Here is a 17,473-nt window from a genome sequence, read left to right as displayed (position 1 = left end):
ATTGATTAGTATGACTTACATGTTGAATCTGGAGCGCCTTCGTACACTCGACGCCCTCGCCCGCCACGGCTCGGTCAGCGGAGCCGCCGAGGGGCTGCACGTCACGACGTCGGCCGTCTCGCAGCAGCTGTCCAAACTCGAGAGGGAGGTCGGCCAGCAGCTCGTCGCCAAGAACGGGCGCGGCGTACGGCTCACCGACGCGGGGCAGCTCCTCGCCCTCCACGCCGCCCGGATCCTGTCGCAGGTCGAACTCGCCCAGGCGGACATCGAGGCCCAGCGCGGGCAAGTAGTCGGCGAGGTCCGCCTGGCGGGCTTCCCGACGGCTGCTCGCGGACTGTTCCCGCAGGCCGTCACCGCCCTGCGCGGCGCCCACCCGGACCTGCGGGTCCGCAGCAGCGAGCTGGAACCGGAGGAAAGCGTCCGCGCCGTTCTGCGCGGTGACGCGGACCTGGCCGTGGTCCTCGACTGGAGCAACAAGCGGCTGCCCGTGCCCGCGGGCCTCAACCACGCCAACCTCCTGGACGACGCCGCCGACGTGGCGATGCCCGCCACCCACCGGCATGCCGGGCGGGACGCCGTGGACCTGGAGGACTTCGCCGACGACGACTGGGTCTCCTGGCCTGAGGGCGAGTTCTGCTACGAGTGGCTCGTCTTCACCCTGCGCTCCCAGGGCATCGAACCGCGCATCGCCCACTTCGCGGGCGAGCACCACACACAGCTCGCCCTCATCCAGGCCGGGCTGGGGGTGTGCGTCACACCACGACTCGGCCGCGGCCCGGTGCCGGACGGCGTCGCCCTCGTACCCGTGCGCCAGCAGATGCGCCGGCACATCTACGCCGTGTGGCGCGCCGACGCCGACCGGCGCCCGTCGGTCCGGGCCACGGTGGAGGCGCTGCGTGACGCCGCACGAGCCCTGGGGCAGGCCGACTCGCGCCCGCGCGACTGACCGGGCACGTCCCGGGGCCCCGATCGGCCGTCGGCACTTCCCGGAAGCCGGGCGACCGGCCACAGGGAGGCTGCGGCGCCGTGTCCCCTGACGGGGTGCGGACCCGGGTGCAGTGCGCTGGGCCGGCCGCTGCCACGGCAGGGAAGCATCCGCGCCCCGGAGCCGCGCGAGGGACGGCGTGACGCTCCGGGGACCGCTCGACAGTGCGGTTCCGGGGCCGGGCGGGTGAAGCGGCGGCGTCTCCGGGCAGCACGGGGGGCCCAAGTCCCGGTTGGCTGCGCGGGCCTGCGGCGACTCCGGTGCGCGGTCCGGGCGGCCGACCGGTCAGAGGGCCCACCCGGCACCAGGGGGTGCCCGAAGGGTAAGCGAGTCGGCGCCCGGACACGGGAGTGGGAGGCCGGCCGGTCACGGGACCCACACCGGCACGACGGTGGGCGCCCCGTCACTCGGAGCGCCCACCGGGTCCCGGCCGCCGACCAGCCGGAGCAGAAGCGGGCACCGCCGCGGTGCCCGCCCCCCTCACGCCAGCATGATCGAACCACCTTCCACCGTGATCGACGCCGGCGCCAGGGGAGTGGTGGCGGGACCGGCCTTGACGCTCCCGTCCACGGCGTCGAACTTGCTGCCGTGACAGGGGCAGTTGATGACCCCGTCGCTGATGTCCTTCACCGCGCAGCCCTGATGCGTGCACATGGCGGAGAACGCCTTGAACTCGCCCGCCTTCGGCTGGGTGACGACCACTCCCTGGTCGGCGAACACCTTGCCGCCGCCCTCGGGGATGTCACCCGTCTTCGCGAGCACCTGGCCGCCGCCTCCCGACCCGGCTCCCGCTCCGCCGGACGCATCCGCCGGGGCACCACCCGGACCGGCGTCCGCGCCGGGGCCGCTGCCCGCGCCCGCCGCGTCGGACCCGGCGCCGTCGGAGCCGCCGCACGCCGCCAGGACGGCGACGAGCCCCGCCGTCCCCGCCGCCGTGACGACGGTACGACGTGCCACCGGTCCGACCGGTCCCTGTACTGCCCCGCTCCTTGCGGCCATGCACCGACCCCTTCCGCTCCTGTGTTGTGTCCTTCAAACCGTCACCCTGGGGTACGGAGCGGACTTCGGGGGCGTTCACACGCCGAGCGACCTTTTCAGGAACTCGGCCTCCAGCGTCAGCTGCCCGTGCACCACCTCCTCCCGCGTCACCCGGTGCGTCGCTCCCGGCAGCGGCAGCACCGTGTGCGGTCGCCCCGCAGCGAGCAGCGCCGACGACAGCCGCAGGGTGTGGGCCACCACCACGTTGTCGTCCGCCAGCCCGTGCATCAGCATGAGCGGGCGCCTCAGCCGGGGCGCGGCCGCCACGAGTGACGAGCCGGCGTACGTCTCCGGCGTCACCTCGGGGTGGCCCAGGAAGCGTTCCTCCCAGTGCGTGTCGTACAGCCGCCGGTCCGTCGGTGCCGCTCCCGCGACCGCGGCGTGGAAGACATCGGGCCGGCGCAGCACGGCCCCGACGGCGAGATAGCCGCCGTACGACCAGCCCCTGATGCCGACCCGCCCCAGGTCCAGCCCCGTACACCGCCCGGCCACCGCGTGGAGCGCGTCGACCTGGTCCTCCAGGGCGGGCCCCAGCCGGTCGCCGCGCACAGCCGTCTGCCAGGCCCTTCCCCGCCCCGGGGTGCCGCGCCCGTCGGTGACGAGCACCGCGAAGCCCTGCTCGGCGAACCACTGCGCCACCGCGCTGGGCCAGCCGTAGGCCCGTACGGCCAGTTGCAGCCCCGGCCCGGCGTACGGGCTGAGCAGTACGGGGAGCGGCTCGCCCGACCCGGCGTCGTACCACGACGGCAGGTACAGGTGGCTCCTCAACTCCCTGTCCCCCAAGGACAGGTGGAGCGGGCGGGGGGAGAAGGGCGGGTCCTCCGCGAGGACGGCGATCCGGCCTTCCGGGCGGTCGACGGTCGCCGACCGACCGCCGCCCCACGGGTGTCCGCCGTCCGCCGTTTCCCCGCCGCCCCGGGGGTGTCCGTCGGCCTGCGGTCGTTCGCCGCCCCGCACCGCCACGGTCCGGCCCGCGCAGGTGGTGGACGACAGCACCACGGCGGCTCCGCCGACCGCGGCCGTGTGCAGGCCCGGCTCGTCAGTCACCCGGCGGAACCCCTCAGCCGGCTCGTACGTCCACAGGTGCGTGTCCTCGGGGTCCTCGTTCGCCGCGAAGAACACCCGCTCACCGACCGTGCCCAGGTACTCCCGGACCTGCACCCCCGGCGGCGAGACCGCCGCGGCGCCCACGCGCAGCCCGTACGTGTCGCCGTGCGTCTCGGGCACCACCAGCGACCCGGCGGCGGTCCTGGCCGGCGTGCCGGGCAGGAGCGGCACCCACGCCGCGTCGCGCCGGGTGTGGAGCGGGCGCGTGGCACCGGTCCCCGGATCGACCGCCACGGTCAGGGCGGTGCGCTGGTCCCGGCTCTGCACCTCAACGTACGGCCCGTGCGCGTCCCAGCCGGCCGCCGTGACGTACTCGAAGCGGCGGTCGGTCCACGCGCCGTCCGGGTGGCCTGCCGCCTCCGCCTCCTCGGGGAGGTGCACGGGGGTGCGCCGCCCGTCCAGTGCCACGAGGTGAGCTGTCACCTCGGGGTTCGCCGTCCCGGCCGCCGGATAGCGCAGCACCTTCGGCGGGCTGCCCGGGTCGGTCGGATCCGCCAGGTGCCAGCGGCCCACCCGTGCCTGGTCGACGCGCAACACCAAGAGGGCGCCGCCGTCGGGAGACCACCAGTACGCGCGCGTACGCCCGATCGACTCGGCCGAGACGTGGTCCGCCAGGCCGTAACCGACCTCGTCCGACTCCGGTACCGCCAGCGCCACGTCGCCCGCACCGTCGGTGCCGACCACGCGCAGAGCGCCCCCGGACACGTACGCCACCCGCGAGCCGTCCGGTGAGGGCCGGGGGTCGACCGCGGGACCGGCGGTCGGGATGCGCCACGGGACGCCGCCCTCCGTCCGCACCGCCCAGAGGACACCGGCGGGTGCGAACACCGCGAGGCGGGCGTCCGCGTCGGTGGCGTAGCTGACGATGCCGCCCGCCAGGTCACCCGCGCGCTCCCGGCGTACCCGCTCCTCCTCCGGCACCTCCTCGCCCTCGCCGCCTGCGCCGGACAGCGCCGCGGGGTCGACCAGCAGTCGCTCCTCGCCTGTGAAGGATGACATGGCGTCAGACAGTCGGTGGCGCCCTCGGGCCCGCACGGGCGCTCCCTGCGGGACCGCGCCGGTGTCCGGATGCTCCGCGCCCCCGGGTCCTCCCTCCCGCCTGCGGGCCCGACATGCGGTGAGCAGCATCCTTGCGGGTGTGCGGCGGACTGCCCTGGCCGCGGGGCGGGGCGCGATGCGGTGGGCGCGTTGAGCGGCCGGGGCGCTCAACGCCCGTGGGCGGCGCCGATCCGGGGCGCCCGCAAGGGGATAGGGGAGGGGCTGCACGTGCTCACGGCGGGGCCCTGCGCCGTCGTGGGCGGCGCTGGGGCCGGCCCTGCACGGTGCTCACGGGGCGTGCTGCGCTGACGGCGGGGCCGCGTGATCGTCCCGGAGGCAAGGATGCCGCACGGAACCCGCCCCTGGCCCGCCGCTCGTCAGCGGGCCAGGGGCGGGACGCGTACTGCCGGCGCCCCCTTCGGGGGCCCGGTGCGCGTTTCGCGGCGTCGGCTTCCCACGGTCCGGCGGGCCGCACGCCGGATGCGGGAGAGTCAGCCCCCCGGCTTGATCCGACCGCGCCACGACCCTGACGCGGCGCCCCGGTTCTCGATGTACTCCTTGAAGCGGCGCATGTCGCCCTTCACGCGGCGGTCGATGGTGCCCGTCATGCTCGCCGCCTTCTCCGCGACGCCGCTCGCCTCCACGTCCATGACCAGCTCCACGCGGGTGTGCGTGTCGTCCACGCGGTGGAAACTGACCGTGCCCTTCTGGTGGGTGTCCCCGCCGACCGTTCGCCAGGTGATCCGCTCGTCCGGGAGCTGGTCGACGATCTCCGTGTCGAACTCGCGCCGTACCCCGCCGATCTTCGTGGTCCAGTGGTTGTGGCGGTCGTCGAGCTGCACGACCTCCTCGACGCCCTCCATGAAGTGGGGGAACTCCTCGAACTGCGTCCACTGGTTGTAGGCCGTGTGCAGGGGGACCTCGACCTCGATGGCTTCCTTGGCCGTGCTCATCAGGTGACTCCTCGGCTTCTCGCTCGGCTTGCCACGGTGCGCGGCGTCCCGCCGCGCCCTCCGCATCACTCCGAGTACCCGGCTACGGCGCGTCATGCATGCCGGTTGCACCGGGACGGACGCGACGTGAGGGAGAGGCGCGCCCGGGACGTCGACGCCCACGCCCGCTCACGGTGCCGGCTCCGGCGGTGGGCCGGAGCCGACACCGTGTCGGTGACCACGGTGGGTGCGCCCGCGGCCCCTCGGCGCCGGGCCTCACGTACGCGTTCGCCTCCGCGTCCCGCGTGGACGGCCTGCCGCGAGAGACGACGTACACGTGAAGCGGCCGCCCCCGAGGAGGCGGCCGCTTCACGCATGGCGTGAGCCACAGCGGCGACAAGGGCGGCAACCAGCAGGCCGGCCGGGGCTCGGAGCGGGCGGCGGGCGCCGCCCCGGCGGCTGGTGCCGAAGGCCCGGGGGCGGGCCCTGCCGCGGCGGCGCGAGCCGTTCAGGTGCTGCCCGTGACCCCGGCTTCTCTCACCCCGCGCATCAGGACCGAACCGGCGAGGCCGGCCACGGCCACCCCGCTCAGCAGCGCCACTCCCGTCGCCCAGACGGAGTCCGCACTGAGGCTGCCGTCGAGGAGGGCGACCGGGCGGAACCCCGCCAGCACGTGCAGGACCAGCACACCGGTGCCGAGCGCGGCTGCCGCGGTCCACGCCATGAAGGTGTTGCGCCCCACGAGCCACACGGCGCACGCCAGGCACAGCATGGTCAGCAGGAAGGCCGAGGCCACCGACGAACCCTCCGATTGCAGCCCGGCGACGTCCGCGGGCAGATGCACGAGGCCGCAGGCCACGAGCGCGACGGCCACGGGCCACCGCACCGTCGACCGCAGCGCCGACGAGGCGCCCGGCCTGCCGCTGCCCGCGTCCGGGGTGCCGTCCTGCCGCTGTCGCATCCAACGCGCGGCCCCTCGGCGGGGCTTGGCCGGGTCGGAGAGGACCGGCACGGCGTCCTGCCGGGGCTGCGCCGGCTCGTCCTGTTCCTGGCTGTCCGTCCGCTCCGGTTCGCCCCCGCCGGTGCAGCGCCAGTGGCTCGCGTCGGTCCCGATGATGTTCACGAGGGCCACGACGTCCTCGATGGGCCTGCCCACGGCCGCGGCGCGGAGCGTGGTCTCCGCCTGGCGCACGTCGTAGCCGGAGTCGGTGAGCAGGGAGACCAACTGCCGCACCTCGTCGAGAGGCCGGGAGACCGCGGCGGCGCGCAGCGCCTCGTCGGCGGGCCTCGACACCTCACCCGTCTCGTTGAGGCGGGCGACCAGTGCGACGACCTCCTTGACGGGGCGTTCCGTGGCCGCCGTCCACAGGAGGGTGTGGATCGCCTCGTCGCCGGCGTCCGATGCGCCGTCGGCGTCGGCGTCGGCGTCGGCGGCTCGGCCGGTGCTGTCATCGCCGACGGTCGCCGGCTGGGGTTCGGACAGCTGCCGCACCGCGGGTCCCGGAGAGGCTTCGGGCCGGTGCTCCCGGACGGGCGCGAGCTGATCGCCCGCGGCACGCGGGGCGGGGTCGTGCGGTGCCGGGCGCGCCGTCGCCGCGGCGACGGACGGGGCGGGCGGGGTGGGGGGCGCGGCGCGCGCGGGGAGCGGGGGTTCCGCTTTCCTGGCGGGTTCCAGCTGGTCGGCCGCGGTCCGCGCGGCGGTGCCCTGCTGGGCGGCGCCGAGGGGGACCGCCCCCGCCGAGGGCGTGCGCGGTGCCGTACGCGGGGGGAGTGGGGGCTCCTGCTTCCTCGCGGTCCCGTCCTCGTCCGCCGCGGTCCGCGGGGGCGCGTCGGGACGTGCGGGACCGACGGCGGCCGCGGCGATGGACGGTGCCTCGTGAGGGCGGGGCGTGTGGGGAGCCGGACGCGAGGGGACTGCGGGCCCGGGATCCACCGTCGGGGAGGCCCCGGCGGTCCGTTCTATGTCGTCGGTCGCGGGAGGGGTGAAAGGGTCCGGGGTCATGTCTCAGGCTCCGATCGTGGAACATCCCGTAGGCGTCCACCATGGGGACTCGTGCCGTGCCCGTAAGGGCACCTGCATCCAACTAGTGCGCAGTTCGCCCTGCTGCGCCATCCGGGACCGGTTCCGATGGACCGATGGGGCGACACGTCGGCGTACCGAGGCGTCCGGAAGGGGCGGGGCCGCCTCCGGTACGCCAGTCCGGGCGGGCGTCGCGGACCCCCGCGGGACGCCGCCGCGGGGAATCCTGCCGGAATGGTGTGCCGGGGTGGAAGCCGGGTAGCGGAGCACCGCGTACGACCCTCGGTTCGGTGGAAGGAGAGACCCTGTGCTGATGGCCCATCCGGCGGTGCTGTCCCAGCTGATCGACGAGTACGAGGCGCTCCGCGCGCTCGACGCGCAGAACGGTGGCCCAAGGGTGCAGCAGAGGCTCACCGACGTCGCCTACACGCTGTGCGTCTCCACGGGCACGCGGGACGTGGACGCGGCGCTCGTGGCCGCGCGGCACCGGCTGCCCGGGGCCCGTCCGGAGGGCGACTCGGTCCTGGTCTCCTGACGCCCCGGCGCTCCGACACGGACGGCGCCCCCGCACCGGTGCTCCTGTCGCTCCGGTGCGGGGGCGCCGGTGTGAGCGGGCCCGGCCGCGAGAGCGCCGGTCGCCGGACTCGTACGGCGCGGGCCGGGGCAGGAGGGGCCGCTCGGGGGCATCGGCCCCCACGGACTGCCCGCCCCGGCGAAGGGCTCGGGTCGACAGGGTGCCCAAGCCGATGGGACGCCCTGGTCGCGGGGTGCCGGCCCCGGTGGGCGACGCCTTCGTAGCCGGCCGTCGCCGGCGCACCGGCCTCAGAGGCTGCCGACCCCGGCAGTGCCGACCCCGGCGGGCACCGAGCCCCCGGCGTGGCGAGCACACGGGTCTGAACGTCACGGTGGATGTCCCGTGAGTGCCGGGTGCCGGGTGGCGTGGGCCGGGTGGGTGCCGGGTGCCCGGCATGGGGCCCGTATGCCCGGCATGGGGCCCGGGCGCCGGTCATGGATGACGACCGCAGCCGGTGGGGCCTTCGACCGGCGAGGCGTTCGACTGGTGGCTGCGGGATGCCGCTGCGGGACTGCCGGCACCGGGTGCGTGGGCACTGCGCCGGGTCACAGGAGCGGCCCGAGCGGCCCCAGGTCGATGTTGAGGTCCTCGGGCTCCAGCCCGAACCGCGAGCGCAGCACCTCCATGCGGTCCTCCAGCAGCATCAGCGTCAGCCCGATGCGCTCTTCCTGCTCCTCCGTGAGGCCCCCGCTCTCCACGCGGCGCAGTGCCTGTCCCTCCATCAGCCGGCGCAGCAGCTCGACGACCGTGAGCACGAGCCGGGCGAGATCCTGCTCGACGGTGTCCGGGTCCAGTTCGACGCGGAAGCGCGGTGCGGTCATGCCGGCGGCCCCCAAGGAGCGGGGACCCGGCTGTTCACCGAGCTGATCAGCGCCCTCAAGTCCACGCGCACGAGGTCGACATCGGCGATGGCGAGGGTGAGTTCCCCGCTCAGCACGACCCCGCCCGCGAGGAGCCGGTCCAGCAGGTCGACCAGGGCGATCCTGCGCTGGGCCAGGGCGCTGTCGACGGGATGGCCGACGCGGCCGGTCATGCGGTGTCCTCCGTGGTCCCGGCGAAGGAGTACGGAGCCCAGGGGCCGGTCGTCTCCAGGCGGACGCCGCCGTGCTCGGCCCGCGCGCGGTCCACGAGCGCGAGGAAGCCCTCGCACTGCTCGCGGGGGACGAGGTACGCCGCGTTCAGGACGTTCGCCTCTCCGGTCACACCGGACAGGCGCGGGTCCTGGGGCGGGTGAACGGCGCTCTCCTCCGCGTACGCGGAGAAGGCGTCGTGCAGTCGGCGGCTCGCCTCCTCGGCGCGGCCCAGGGCCTCCTCTCGTCCGCGCCGCTCCCGCAACCGCTGCCGCAGGAAGGCGCGTCCACCCCCCTCCGCGCGCTCCGCCTCCCCCTGCGCGGATGCCGGTCCGTGCTCGCCCCCGACCGGGGCCGCCGTCCTCGGCGAAGGGCGGGCGCCGGGCGCGGAGCCGGTCGGTGGGTCCTGCGGCACGTATGCCTTCACGCCCCACTCGACCCGGCCCTCCAGCCGCCCCAGGGTGCGCACGAAGCGGTCATGGCCCTGCTCCAGCAGCCGGCGCACCCCGCTGTCGTCCCGGCACACTGTGGCGAGCCGCAGGGGCAGGGGTGACGTGACGGTGGTGAGGGCCGCCATCACGGCCTCGTGGGAGCGGGCGAGGGCGGCCAACCGGTCCAGGTCGCCCAGCAGTTCGCGCAGGGGGCCCTCGTCGAACTCCTCGGCGGGCACGGCGTCCACGACGGCGGCCAGACCGTCGTGGCGGACCAGGCGGGGCGGCTCCCCGTTGATCCCGTGAGCCCCCTCGGGCAGCAGCCCGTCGAAGGGGCGGCACACGGCGTACACGTACCGCAGGGACGCTTCGGGGGCGGTGGTCATACGGTGCGCTCCTCCAGTTCGGCGAGCCGGCGTCGCAGTTCCTCGTTCTCCTTGGCCAGTTCGCCCTTGCGGGCGTGCGAGGACAGTGAGGGGTCGCTCTCCCACCAGTCGATGCCCATGTCCTTCGCGCGGTCCACGGAAGTCACGACGAGGCGCAACCGGATCGTCAGCAGTTCGATGTCGAGAAGGTTGATCTTGATGTCGCCCGCGATGACGACGCCCTTGTCGAGGACGCGTTCGAGGATGTCGGCGAGGTCGGTGCCACCGCGTTCGGCGGTGTACGGGGAGGGGAGACGTCCGGGATGCGTCACAGCTGCCGCCCGCCCTTCTCCAGCCGTGCGAGCAGTTCGTCCTCCCGGCGGTCGAACTCCGTCTCGTCGATCTCGCCCGCCTCCAGGCGGGCGGCGAGCGCGCCGAGTTCGCGGTGCACGACCGCCGGGTCGTACCCTCCTGAGAGTGGTCAGCGGACGTGTGCGTCCGCCCGTCCGCGTTCGTAGCGCCGGACGCGCCGGTAGGCCGTGAGCTGTCCTTCGCCGTCGGTCTCGACCTCGTAGGTGGCGAGGAGGCTGACGCTGTCCGGCATCCGGGGGAGTTCCAGGACCTCGACCGTCAACCGCCATCTGCCGTCCGCGCGTTCGAACGAGGAAACGGTCTCGGCGGGGCACCCGGTGAGCCGGGTCAGCTCCTCGCAGGCGAGCCGCAGGATGTCCGAGGTGTTCGTCATGGTCGGCTCCGGGTTGCCTTCTCGTGTGTACGCGAACCGGTCGCCTGCGGTCCGGGGCCCCGGGGTGTCCCGGGGCCGGCTCGCGGACGGCGGCCGCATGGACGGACTGTCAGGGGAGCGCGGTCCGGACGCTTCGGGGAGCAAGCCGGCTCGCCGAAGCTGTGCGGGGGCTCACAACGGCCTTCCACAGCCATCAGCTGCCATCAGCGGCCGTCAGCGGACGCTTCATCCGTGACGGCCGGCCGAGGTGCGGCCGCTGAAGAACCGGTAGAGCACCAGCAGGATCACCGAACCCGCGATGGCGGCGATCCAGGTGGAGAGATCGAAGAACCCGTCGATGGAGTCGACGCCGAAGAGCACCTTGCCGAGCCAGCCACCGAGCAGACCACCTGCGACACCGAGGAGCATCGTGAGGATGACGCCGCCCGGGTCGCGCCCCGGCATGAGGGCCTTGGCGATCAGCCCGACAAGGAGGCCGATGAGGATCCACGCGATGACGCCCATGAGATTTCTCCTTCACCTTGTGCGGCAAACTGGACAATCGGTGCTTCTCAACGCCTGCACGCTGTCGACGATTCGAAACCCCTTCCGTGTCGGTGGCGTCCCGCGCCCCTCGGGAACCCCCTTGCCGTGGCGGTCCACTCCGAGGCGCGGCCACCCCGCGGTACCGCCCGTAGCGCACGGGCGGCAGCCGTGGGTGCATTTCGCCCGATCCCGTCCGAAGCGCGAACGAGACCGTTTCAATGCGGTGGTGACGGTCAGGCGCACACGGTGCGGCCCTGTACCTAAGCCGTACACCGATGCGACGAGTGAGGAGGTTCACCGTGGAGGACTGGCGACTGGCGGCCGTGTGCCGCGAGGAGGACCCGGACCTGTTCTTCCCCGTGGGCACGGGCGTTCCCGCCCTGATGCAGGCGGAGGAGGCCAAACGGATCTGCCACGGCTGCCCCGTGCGGAGCGAATGCCTGCGCTGGGCCCTGGACACCGGTCAGGACCACGGGATCTGGGGCGGTACCGACGAGGCCGAGCGCCGCACCCTGCGACGGCGCGCAGCCCGCGCCCAGCGCAGGGCCGGCTGATCCGCCTCTCCCGCACCGGCGCCGCGCCGCGGCGGTGCCGGGAGCGTCGGTCGTGACCGCGCCGCGGACACCTGGAAGGCGCGTGGAGAGGACAGCTGCGAGGCACGCCGGGGGCACGCCCGCGAGACGGGCCGGGGCGCCGCCCCGGGCCGCCGAAGAACCGCGTACGCGCCGGTGCCACGCGGCCGACGACACGTCCGAGCGGGACACAGGACAGCCGGTGGCGCACAGGTGCCCGCGTGCGATCCGCGATGATGGCGCAGTGCACAGAGGAAGGCCGCGGACCGCGGAGGCGGTCGAGACACACGTCCGGACCTTCTTCACGGGGCATCCGGTGGAAGCCGTCGACTGCGACCCGGGAGCGGCAGGGCGCGAAGCGCCCGGTCTGCGGGTCCTCGTCGTGGGCCCCGGCCCTCGCGGCGACAGCTGGGCCTACGCAACGGTCGGCTGCGCGGTCGCGAAGGAACAGGGCGGCCACGGAGTCGAGTTCGTCATGACCGCCCATGTGCGAGACCAGCGGTTCGTCGAGCTGATGACGATGCTCGCGCTCTACCACCACTCCGGGCACCGGCTCGACGTGGAGCACAGCATGCCGATCGGCGAACCGTGGGTGCCCGGCTCGACCTGCGACCATGTGCTGCTCAGCCGGCCGTACCTACACGGCCCCGGCCTTGAGCACTGCCCGCTGCCCGGAGGGCACGTCCGCATCCTGTGGGCGCTGCCGGTGACGGCCGCCGAGATCGCGTTCCGCAGACGCCACGGACACGAAGCTCTGGAGCAACTGCTCGAAGAGGCGGCCATCATCCCCACCGACCCCTTCCGCCCCTCGGCCGCTTGAGCCCCGAACCGCCTACTGCTTCCAGCGGAGAGCCGGGGCCGGGTGCAGCCGGCGGCTCACGTCGTCGGGCCGTGCCGTGCCCGTTCCGCAGACCGGTGGAGACGGAAACGTCCTCCGATCGCCGACCACCGTTCGGCTCCGTCCGGCACACGCGTGGGGCCCGCCTCTCCCTTCAGGGGAGTGCCGGCCCCACGCGCCCGTCAGATCTCCACCATCACCTGGTCCAGCGCCTTCCGCTTCAGGTCCGGCACCTGGCAGTCCTCCGCCGGGTAACCGACCGGGATGACCGCGAACGCCTTCTCGTTCTCGGGGCGCCCCAGCACTTCGGACAGGAAGCGCATCGGGCTCGGCGTGTGGACGAGCGCGGCCAGCCCCGACAGGTGAAGGGCGGACAGCAGCATGCCGACCGCGATGCCCACGGACTCGTCCACGTAGTAGTGCTTCCGCTTCTCGCCCCCCTCACCGAGCCAGTACCGCTGCTGGAAGACCACGATCAGCGCGGGGGCGTCCGTGAGATGCGTCTTCACCGCGTCCGTGCCCAGCGGGCGCAGGGCGGCCAGCCACTCCTCGCCGAGCCGGCCGTCGTAGGAGATCCGCTCCTCCCGCTCGGCTTCCTCGCGGATGCGCCTGCGGATCTCCTGGTCGCGGACCAGGACGAAGGTCCAGGGCTGCTGGTGGGCACCGGACGGAGCCGTGGCCGCACAGGCGATGGCGTCCCGCACGACCTGCTCCGGCACGGGGTCCGACGAGAACCTGCGGACCGTGCGCCGCTGACGCATCCGGTCGCGCAGCTCCGCCGACCGCGCGAGGGACTCCGCAGGCTCCATCCGCTCCGGACGGTAGGGGACCGGACGGTAGGGGGCGCCGTGGACGGGCTCCCAGCGCTCTTCGATGTGGGCAGTCATGAGGGAGAGTCTGATGTCCCCCGCCCTGCGTTCCAAGGGGGAGGACGGCCAGGGAACGGCACCCGTTGGCTCGGGCCCGCCAGCCCCGGGGGCGGTTCCGCGGTCCACTCGTCGACGCCGTGGACCGCGTGCACCGGACCCTGCCCGGTTCGTCGTCGACTTCGCGGACAAGCCTGCGACAGGGCCGTGGGGCAACCGATCGCCGCTGTTCCCACCCCCACGGCAGCTTCGTCAACTCCTTCACCCCCGTACCCCCCGATGGCGGCCGAGAACCACGGAGGCCGACACCACCCGAGGACGGAACCACGACGTGAGGGGAGACGTCGGTCATGGGCAGCACGGCAGCACGGCAGCACGGCAGCACGGCAGCACGGCAGCACGGCAGCACGGCAGCACGGTGTTCCGGTTCGGGTCCCTAGGCTGGAGCGCGCTGGCGAACCAATCCCTGACCTGGAGTTCTTCTCATGGGCAACACCCCGCTCCTGCGGGCCCTCGCGGCCACCCTCACGGCCCTCCTGGCCGCCGGCTGCACGACGGACCGGAGTGATGACACGCAACAGGCGGCACCCTCCTCCGTGCCGGGGGCGTCGGGCATACCCGCCGACGGCCGCCCCGAGGTGCGCCTCCCGCCCGCGCGAGCGGGGTTCGACTACCAGCTCGGCACACCGTACGACCCGCCGCCGGGCGTCTCGGTCGTCGCCCGCGACCACACGGCACCGCCCGCCCCAGAGGTGTACAACATCTGCTACGTCAACGCCTTCCAGGCGCAGCCCGGTGCGGAGAAGGAGTGGGATCCCGACCTGCTGCTCCGCGACGACTCAGGGGCCGTCGTCATGGACACGGAATGGGGAGAGGCGATGCTGGACGTGCGGACCGACGCCAAACGCCGGCGCATCGCCGACCGGGTGAACGCCTGGATCGACGAGTGCGCGGCCAAGGGATACCGGGCCGTCGAGCCCGACAACTACGACACTTACACGCGCGCCCCCGAGGGGCTGCTCAGCGCCGACGACGCGAAGGCGTTCCTCTCCCTCCTGGCGGCGCACGCGCACGAGAAGGGCCTGGCGATCGGCCAGAAGAACACGGCCGAACTGGCCCCGTCCCGCCGCGAGGTGGGCGCCGACTTCGCCGTCGTGGAGGAGTGCGGACAGTACGAGGAGTGCGCGGACTACGTCGCCGCCTTCGGAGAGAACGTGCTCGTGATCGAGTACACCGACCAGGGCATGCAACGGGCCTGCCGGGACTGGGGCGACAAGCTCACCATCGTCCGCCGTGACCTGCACCTCGTGTCCAAGGAGGAAGGCGGCCACCTCTACGGGCGCTGCCCCGCGTCCTGACCGGCAGTGGACGAAGCCACCCGTGAAGGAGCGCCGTTGCCCGGGGGCGCGCCTGTACCCGAGTACGTGGGCGGCGGGAGCGAACGAGGAGCCGGGGGCGGCTCCCGTCGGCGCGGTCAAGAGCCTTCCGGCAGACCGGGCCGGACGCCCGAGCAGGGGGTCGGCGCCCCAGGGAGTGGCGGCGCCCCAGGGTGTCCGCGAGTTCGTCGACGCGCGCCGTGCCGCGGTCCGTCCGAAGAACGGACTGGGGGCCGGTGTGGCGTCGAGGAGTTCGGCGTCTATCGGCGCCGACCAGCACGGCGACGGTCAGCCTGGTGCCGTCGGCAACCCGCACCTCCACCTCCCGGCCCTCGTCGCGCCCCGGGCCCAGCGTCTCGAATATCGCTCACAGGTGATCACCCTCGGTTACTATGCTCACTTCACGTAGGAGGTCGGCAGCAAGGGGCGCGGCACGATCGACGGGTCTGTCGGGGGAGCGGGGGAGACCGGCCCACCGCACGGAGCTCCCCGAGCGTCCCCCGGAGCCGCCGGCCGGTCGTCCCTGCCTCGGCGCCCGGAGTATAGTAAGCGCGTCGTACGCTGCGGACGGCTCCGGAACACCCCCGCCCGCGCGGGGACCACGGCCCGCCACAGACTCGTCACGGGCGCCCCTCCGGAACACCCCCGCTCGCGCGGGGACCAACACCGCGAGTGGCAGCGAGGGAAGCCGGACCCCGGAACACCCCCGCTCGCGCGGGGACCACGCCTCGCTCTCCCCGATCCCCCCCGGGTTCACCGGAACATCCCCGCTCGCGCAGGGACCACTGCAGGGCGCGCAGCGCGTTCTGCACGAGGGTCGGAACACCCCCGCTCGCGCGGGGACCACCACGGCAGGTCGTCGCCCGCGGTGTCGCCCCGCGGAACACCCCGCTCGCGCGGGGACCACCCCGCCATCGGCGCGTCCGCGGAGTCGGTCATCGGAACACCCCCGCTCGCGCGGGGACCACATACGGTCACCGGGCTGAATGCGGGTAGGGTCCGGAACACCCCCGCTCGCGCGGGGACCACCCGCGCATCCGGGCTCGCTCAACCAAAATCCACGGAACACCCCCGCTCGCGCGGGGACCACAAGGCCGCCACCGACACCGGCCTCCGCAACGGCGGAACACCCCCGCTCGCGCGGGGACCACACGTGGCAGACCACCCACCTCGACAACAGCATCGGAACACCCCCGCTCGCGCGGGGACCACGCCATCCTCGCGTCTGGCGTCTGCGTCGTCATCTTCGTGCTCCGTGGGGTCCTCGACCGCTAGCGCCTTCTCCCAACTCGCCCCCGCCCCCTGCTCTCCCCTTCGCGGGGAGGGCAGGGGGCGGTTTCGTCATGCCCGCGGGCTGCGCCGTACCCCCCTGACAGTGCCCCGCGTTACGCTGTCCGCATCGCCTCCGGGTCCCGACACCCGGAGGCGCCACACTGCCCAGGGGGACACCATGACCCGGTACCAGATCCGCTACCAGCTGCTCCCCGCCGGGACCGGGCCCGACGACTACGAGCCCAGCGACCTGGACACCCGCACCGAGACATACGACCTCGCCGACCCCGCACCGTCCGGACTCCGCCTCAACGGCAGCCCGGTCCGGCACGCGCCCGCCATCCCCGACATCCAGGCAGCCATCCGCGCCCGGCACGGCCTCAGCGCGGACGATAAGCCGATCATCCTCAGCATCGACTAGGCCCGCTGCTCCGCGTCCGCCAACCTGTCCCGGTAGTAGGCGTGGTCGCGCGGGTAGTCCGCCAGCGCGTCGAGAACCTCTCGGATCCCCGCGGCCGCAATCGCCCAGTCCCGACACGCGTACGCCACGTCCGCGGCCTGGAGCCGGGCCCGGTCCGGGGTGAGCCAGTACAGCCAGCCCGGCCGATCCTCCGCATCCGGTGCCCGGCCTGCGGCGGCCAGCGCTTCATCGGCCAGTGCCCGCGCACGGTCCCGCTCTCCGACCGAGGCCGCGGCCATCGCCGTCGTGTGCGTCGCCACCGCTGCTGCGGCAGGCGACAGCCCCGGGTGCTGCCGCGCGGCCTCCGCCGTGCGCAGCGCCCGCACGGGGTCGGCGCGCTGGAGGCTGTAGTGGGCGCGGATCCGGTACACCCAGGACGCCATGTCGGCGTGCCCGCCGTCGACGGCCCAGCCGTGCGCCATGTCGATCCAGGCCAGCGCCGCGGCGTGCTGCTGCTCCCGCCAGGCGACCCAGGACAGCCAGTGGGCGTGCTCAGCGGCGAGGAGCAGCAGCTGGTCGGCGGTCGGCCCGGAGGCGCCGGGGAGGAGGCGGGTGACGGCGTCGAGCTGGGCGCGGACGACGGGCCACAGGATCGCGCCGTCGGCGTGGTCCTCGGCCCGGCGCTGGGTGGCGAGGACTTCGCTGATCCAGCGGGCCGTGCGGAGGTCGGTCCGGCCGGCCTGGTGTGCGTGGGCGACCCTGGCCCGGAGTTCCCCTGAGGGTTCCCACTGCCCGTACAGGTCGCTCTGGCCTGCGTCGACGAGTTCTCTCGGCACCTGTAGCCCCTTGGTGATGCGGGCCCGGACCGCCGCCGTTCTGACCTGGCGGCGGCCGGACTCGATGGCGGAGATGTGGGGCTGCGGCATCCCGACGAGCGTCTCCAGGGCCTGCTGGGTGAGGCCGGTGGCGCGTCTGTACTCGCGGAGGATCGCAGCCCAGTCCGCGCGGGCCCATGCGGCTCGGAGGCGGACGTCCGTCCAGGGTGCCTGACCTGCCATGCCGGGAATATACGCCCGCAGGGTCTGGGACTGTATGGGATCGGGAGTGGCTCACCCCGACGATGGCGGAGTTGGTTTCCGAGTCGGGTCGGAGAGAGCCATGACGATGATGCTGGCGGCGCACCCGGTGTGCCGCGCCATGTCCCTGCGGCTGGGGGAGGTGGGCGTCCGATGACGGCGCCGCCCGTGGGCCCGCCGCCTACGTGGTTGGCCGCCCGGGCGCTCGCCGGGCCCCCACAGCCGCCCCCGCTCACCGACCGT

Annotated in this window: 18 protein-coding genes, 1 pseudogene and 1 CRISPR repeat array; of the genes and pseudogenes, 6 read left to right on the top strand and 13 right to left on the bottom strand. The window is 74.0% G+C overall.

The genetic code is table 11. The features are described 5' to 3' along the window. Window positions 1-19 precede the first annotated feature (19 nt). Complete coding sequence (locus tag BJP40_RS14965; RefSeq protein WP_071268104.1) at window positions 20-946, top strand: LysR family transcriptional regulator; 927 nt, start codon at window positions 20-22, stop codon at window positions 944-946. Window positions 947-1,465: 519 nt separating this feature from the next. Here the strand turns inward: BJP40_RS14965 and BJP40_RS14960 are convergent. The 4 genes from BJP40_RS14960 to BJP40_RS14945 form a co-directional block, all read right to left on the bottom strand. Beyond that, window positions 1,466-1,984, bottom strand: coding sequence for a Rieske (2Fe-2S) protein (locus BJP40_RS14960; RefSeq protein ID WP_071268106.1), 519 nt, complete (start codon window positions 1,982-1,984; stop codon window positions 1,466-1,468). 75 nt (window positions 1,985-2,059) lie between these two features. Further along, window positions 2,060-4,129 carry a prolyl oligopeptidase family serine peptidase gene (locus tag BJP40_RS14955; protein WP_071280776.1) on the bottom strand — a complete coding sequence of 690 codons (2,070 nt, stop codon included), beginning with the start codon at window positions 4,127-4,129 and terminating at the stop codon, window positions 2,060-2,062. A 530-nt stretch (window positions 4,130-4,659) separates the two neighbouring features. Beyond that, on the bottom strand, window positions 4,660-5,121 hold the full coding sequence (locus BJP40_RS14950) for an SRPBCC family protein (RefSeq protein ID WP_071268110.1): 462 nt from the start codon (window positions 5,119-5,121) through the stop codon (window positions 4,660-4,662). A 487-nt stretch (window positions 5,122-5,608) separates the two neighbouring features. Then, on the bottom strand, window positions 5,609-6,592 hold the full coding sequence (locus BJP40_RS14945) for a hypothetical protein (RefSeq protein ID WP_226962715.1): 984 nt from the start codon (window positions 6,590-6,592) through the stop codon (window positions 5,609-5,611). Window positions 6,593-7,427: 835 nt separating this feature from the next. Here BJP40_RS14945 and BJP40_RS14940 point away from each other — a divergent pair. After that, window positions 7,428-7,655, top strand: a complete 228-nt coding sequence (locus BJP40_RS14940; protein WP_071280775.1) for a DUF5133 domain-containing protein — start codon at window positions 7,428-7,430, stop codon at window positions 7,653-7,655. Between the two features lie 584 nt (window positions 7,656-8,239). Here BJP40_RS14940 and BJP40_RS14935 read toward each other — a convergent pair. From BJP40_RS14935 to BJP40_RS14905, 7 genes and pseudogenes are all read right to left on the bottom strand, one after another. Next, window positions 8,240-8,515 carry a gas vesicle protein K gene (locus BJP40_RS14935; RefSeq protein ID WP_071280803.1) on the bottom strand — a complete coding sequence of 92 codons (276 nt, stop codon included), beginning with the start codon at window positions 8,513-8,515 and terminating at the stop codon, window positions 8,240-8,242. Further along, window positions 8,512-8,727, bottom strand: coding sequence for a gas vesicle protein (locus BJP40_RS14930; RefSeq protein ID WP_071280774.1), 216 nt, complete (start codon window positions 8,725-8,727; stop codon window positions 8,512-8,514). The genes BJP40_RS14935 and BJP40_RS14930 overlap by 4 nt, the downstream gene beginning before the upstream one ends. Next, window positions 8,724-9,581 (bottom strand): GvpL/GvpF family gas vesicle protein, encoded by an 858-nt coding sequence (locus BJP40_RS14925; protein ID WP_071280773.1) that lies wholly within the window; start codon window positions 9,579-9,581, stop codon window positions 8,724-8,726. Before BJP40_RS14925 ends, BJP40_RS14930 begins: the two co-directional genes overlap by 4 nt. Beyond that, window positions 9,578-9,892 (bottom strand): gas vesicle protein, encoded by a 315-nt coding sequence (locus tag BJP40_RS14920; RefSeq protein ID WP_071280772.1) that lies wholly within the window; start codon window positions 9,890-9,892, stop codon window positions 9,578-9,580. Before BJP40_RS14920 ends, BJP40_RS14925 begins: the two co-directional genes overlap by 4 nt. Continuing rightward, window positions 9,889-10,026: pseudogene (locus tag BJP40_RS14915) on the bottom strand (gas vesicle protein GvpG); the annotation flags it as partial. The pseudogene BJP40_RS14915 and the gene BJP40_RS14920, both read right to left, overlap by 4 nt. Window positions 10,027-10,041: 15 nt before the next feature. Further along, complete coding sequence (gene gvpO, locus BJP40_RS14910; protein ID WP_079171182.1) at window positions 10,042-10,404, bottom strand: gas vesicle protein GvpO; 363 nt, start codon at window positions 10,402-10,404, stop codon at window positions 10,042-10,044. Window positions 10,405-10,530: 126 nt separating this feature from the next. Beyond that, window positions 10,531-10,809 (bottom strand): GlsB/YeaQ/YmgE family stress response membrane protein, encoded by a 279-nt coding sequence (locus BJP40_RS14905; RefSeq protein WP_071280770.1) that lies wholly within the window; start codon window positions 10,807-10,809, stop codon window positions 10,531-10,533. Window positions 10,810-11,129: 320 nt separating this feature from the next. Between BJP40_RS14905 and BJP40_RS14900 the strand changes: the two genes are divergently transcribed. Both BJP40_RS14900 and BJP40_RS14895 read left to right on the top strand, forming a co-directional pair. Continuing rightward, window positions 11,130-11,384: a WhiB family transcriptional regulator gene (locus BJP40_RS14900; protein WP_071268845.1), complete on the top strand. Its 255-nt coding sequence runs from the start codon at window positions 11,130-11,132 to the stop codon at window positions 11,382-11,384. A gap of 262 nt (window positions 11,385-11,646) precedes the next feature. Further along, on the top strand, window positions 11,647-12,222 hold the full coding sequence (locus BJP40_RS14895; RefSeq protein WP_071280769.1) for a suppressor of fused domain protein: 576 nt from the start codon (window positions 11,647-11,649) through the stop codon (window positions 12,220-12,222). A gap of 200 nt (window positions 12,223-12,422) precedes the next feature. Here BJP40_RS14895 and BJP40_RS14890 read toward each other — a convergent pair whose 3' ends face one another. After that, a complete protein-coding gene (locus tag BJP40_RS14890; RefSeq protein WP_071280768.1) occupies window positions 12,423-13,127 on the bottom strand; it encodes a nitroreductase family protein in 705 nt (234 codons plus the stop codon). Between the two features lie 464 nt (window positions 13,128-13,591). Here BJP40_RS14890 and BJP40_RS14885 point away from each other — a divergent pair, with 464 nt between their 5' ends. Together BJP40_RS14885 and BJP40_RS14875 are read left to right on the top strand one after the other, a co-directional pair. Further along, window positions 13,592-14,464 (top strand): endo alpha-1,4 polygalactosaminidase, encoded by an 873-nt coding sequence (locus BJP40_RS14885; RefSeq protein ID WP_079171181.1) that lies wholly within the window; start codon window positions 13,592-13,594, stop codon window positions 14,462-14,464. Window positions 14,465-15,050: 586 nt separating this feature from the next. Beyond that, window positions 15,051-15,694: direct repeats of the CRISPR family, unit length 29 nt; unit sequence CGGAACACCCCCGCTCGCGCGGGGACCAC. Window positions 15,695-15,932: 238 nt separating this feature from the next. After that, a complete protein-coding gene (locus BJP40_RS14875) occupies window positions 15,933-16,175 on the top strand; it encodes a hypothetical protein (RefSeq protein ID WP_071280766.1) in 243 nt (80 codons plus the stop codon). On the opposite strand, the gene BJP40_RS14870 is transcribed toward BJP40_RS14875, so the two are convergent. Then, window positions 16,172-17,212: a helix-turn-helix domain-containing protein gene (locus BJP40_RS14870; protein WP_071280765.1), complete on the bottom strand. Its 1,041-nt coding sequence runs from the start codon at window positions 17,210-17,212 to the stop codon at window positions 16,172-16,174. The two genes, BJP40_RS14875 and BJP40_RS14870, sit on opposite strands and share 4 nt — an antisense overlap. Window positions 17,213-17,473 lie beyond the last annotated feature (261 nt).

It is taken from the genome of Streptomyces sp. CC53, assembly GCF_001865245.1.
Lineage (GTDB): Bacteria > Actinomycetota > Actinomycetes > Streptomycetales > Streptomycetaceae > Streptomyces.
The sequence above is the reverse complement of the archived record's forward strand: the minus strand, read 5'-3'. Positions and strand labels throughout refer to the sequence as shown.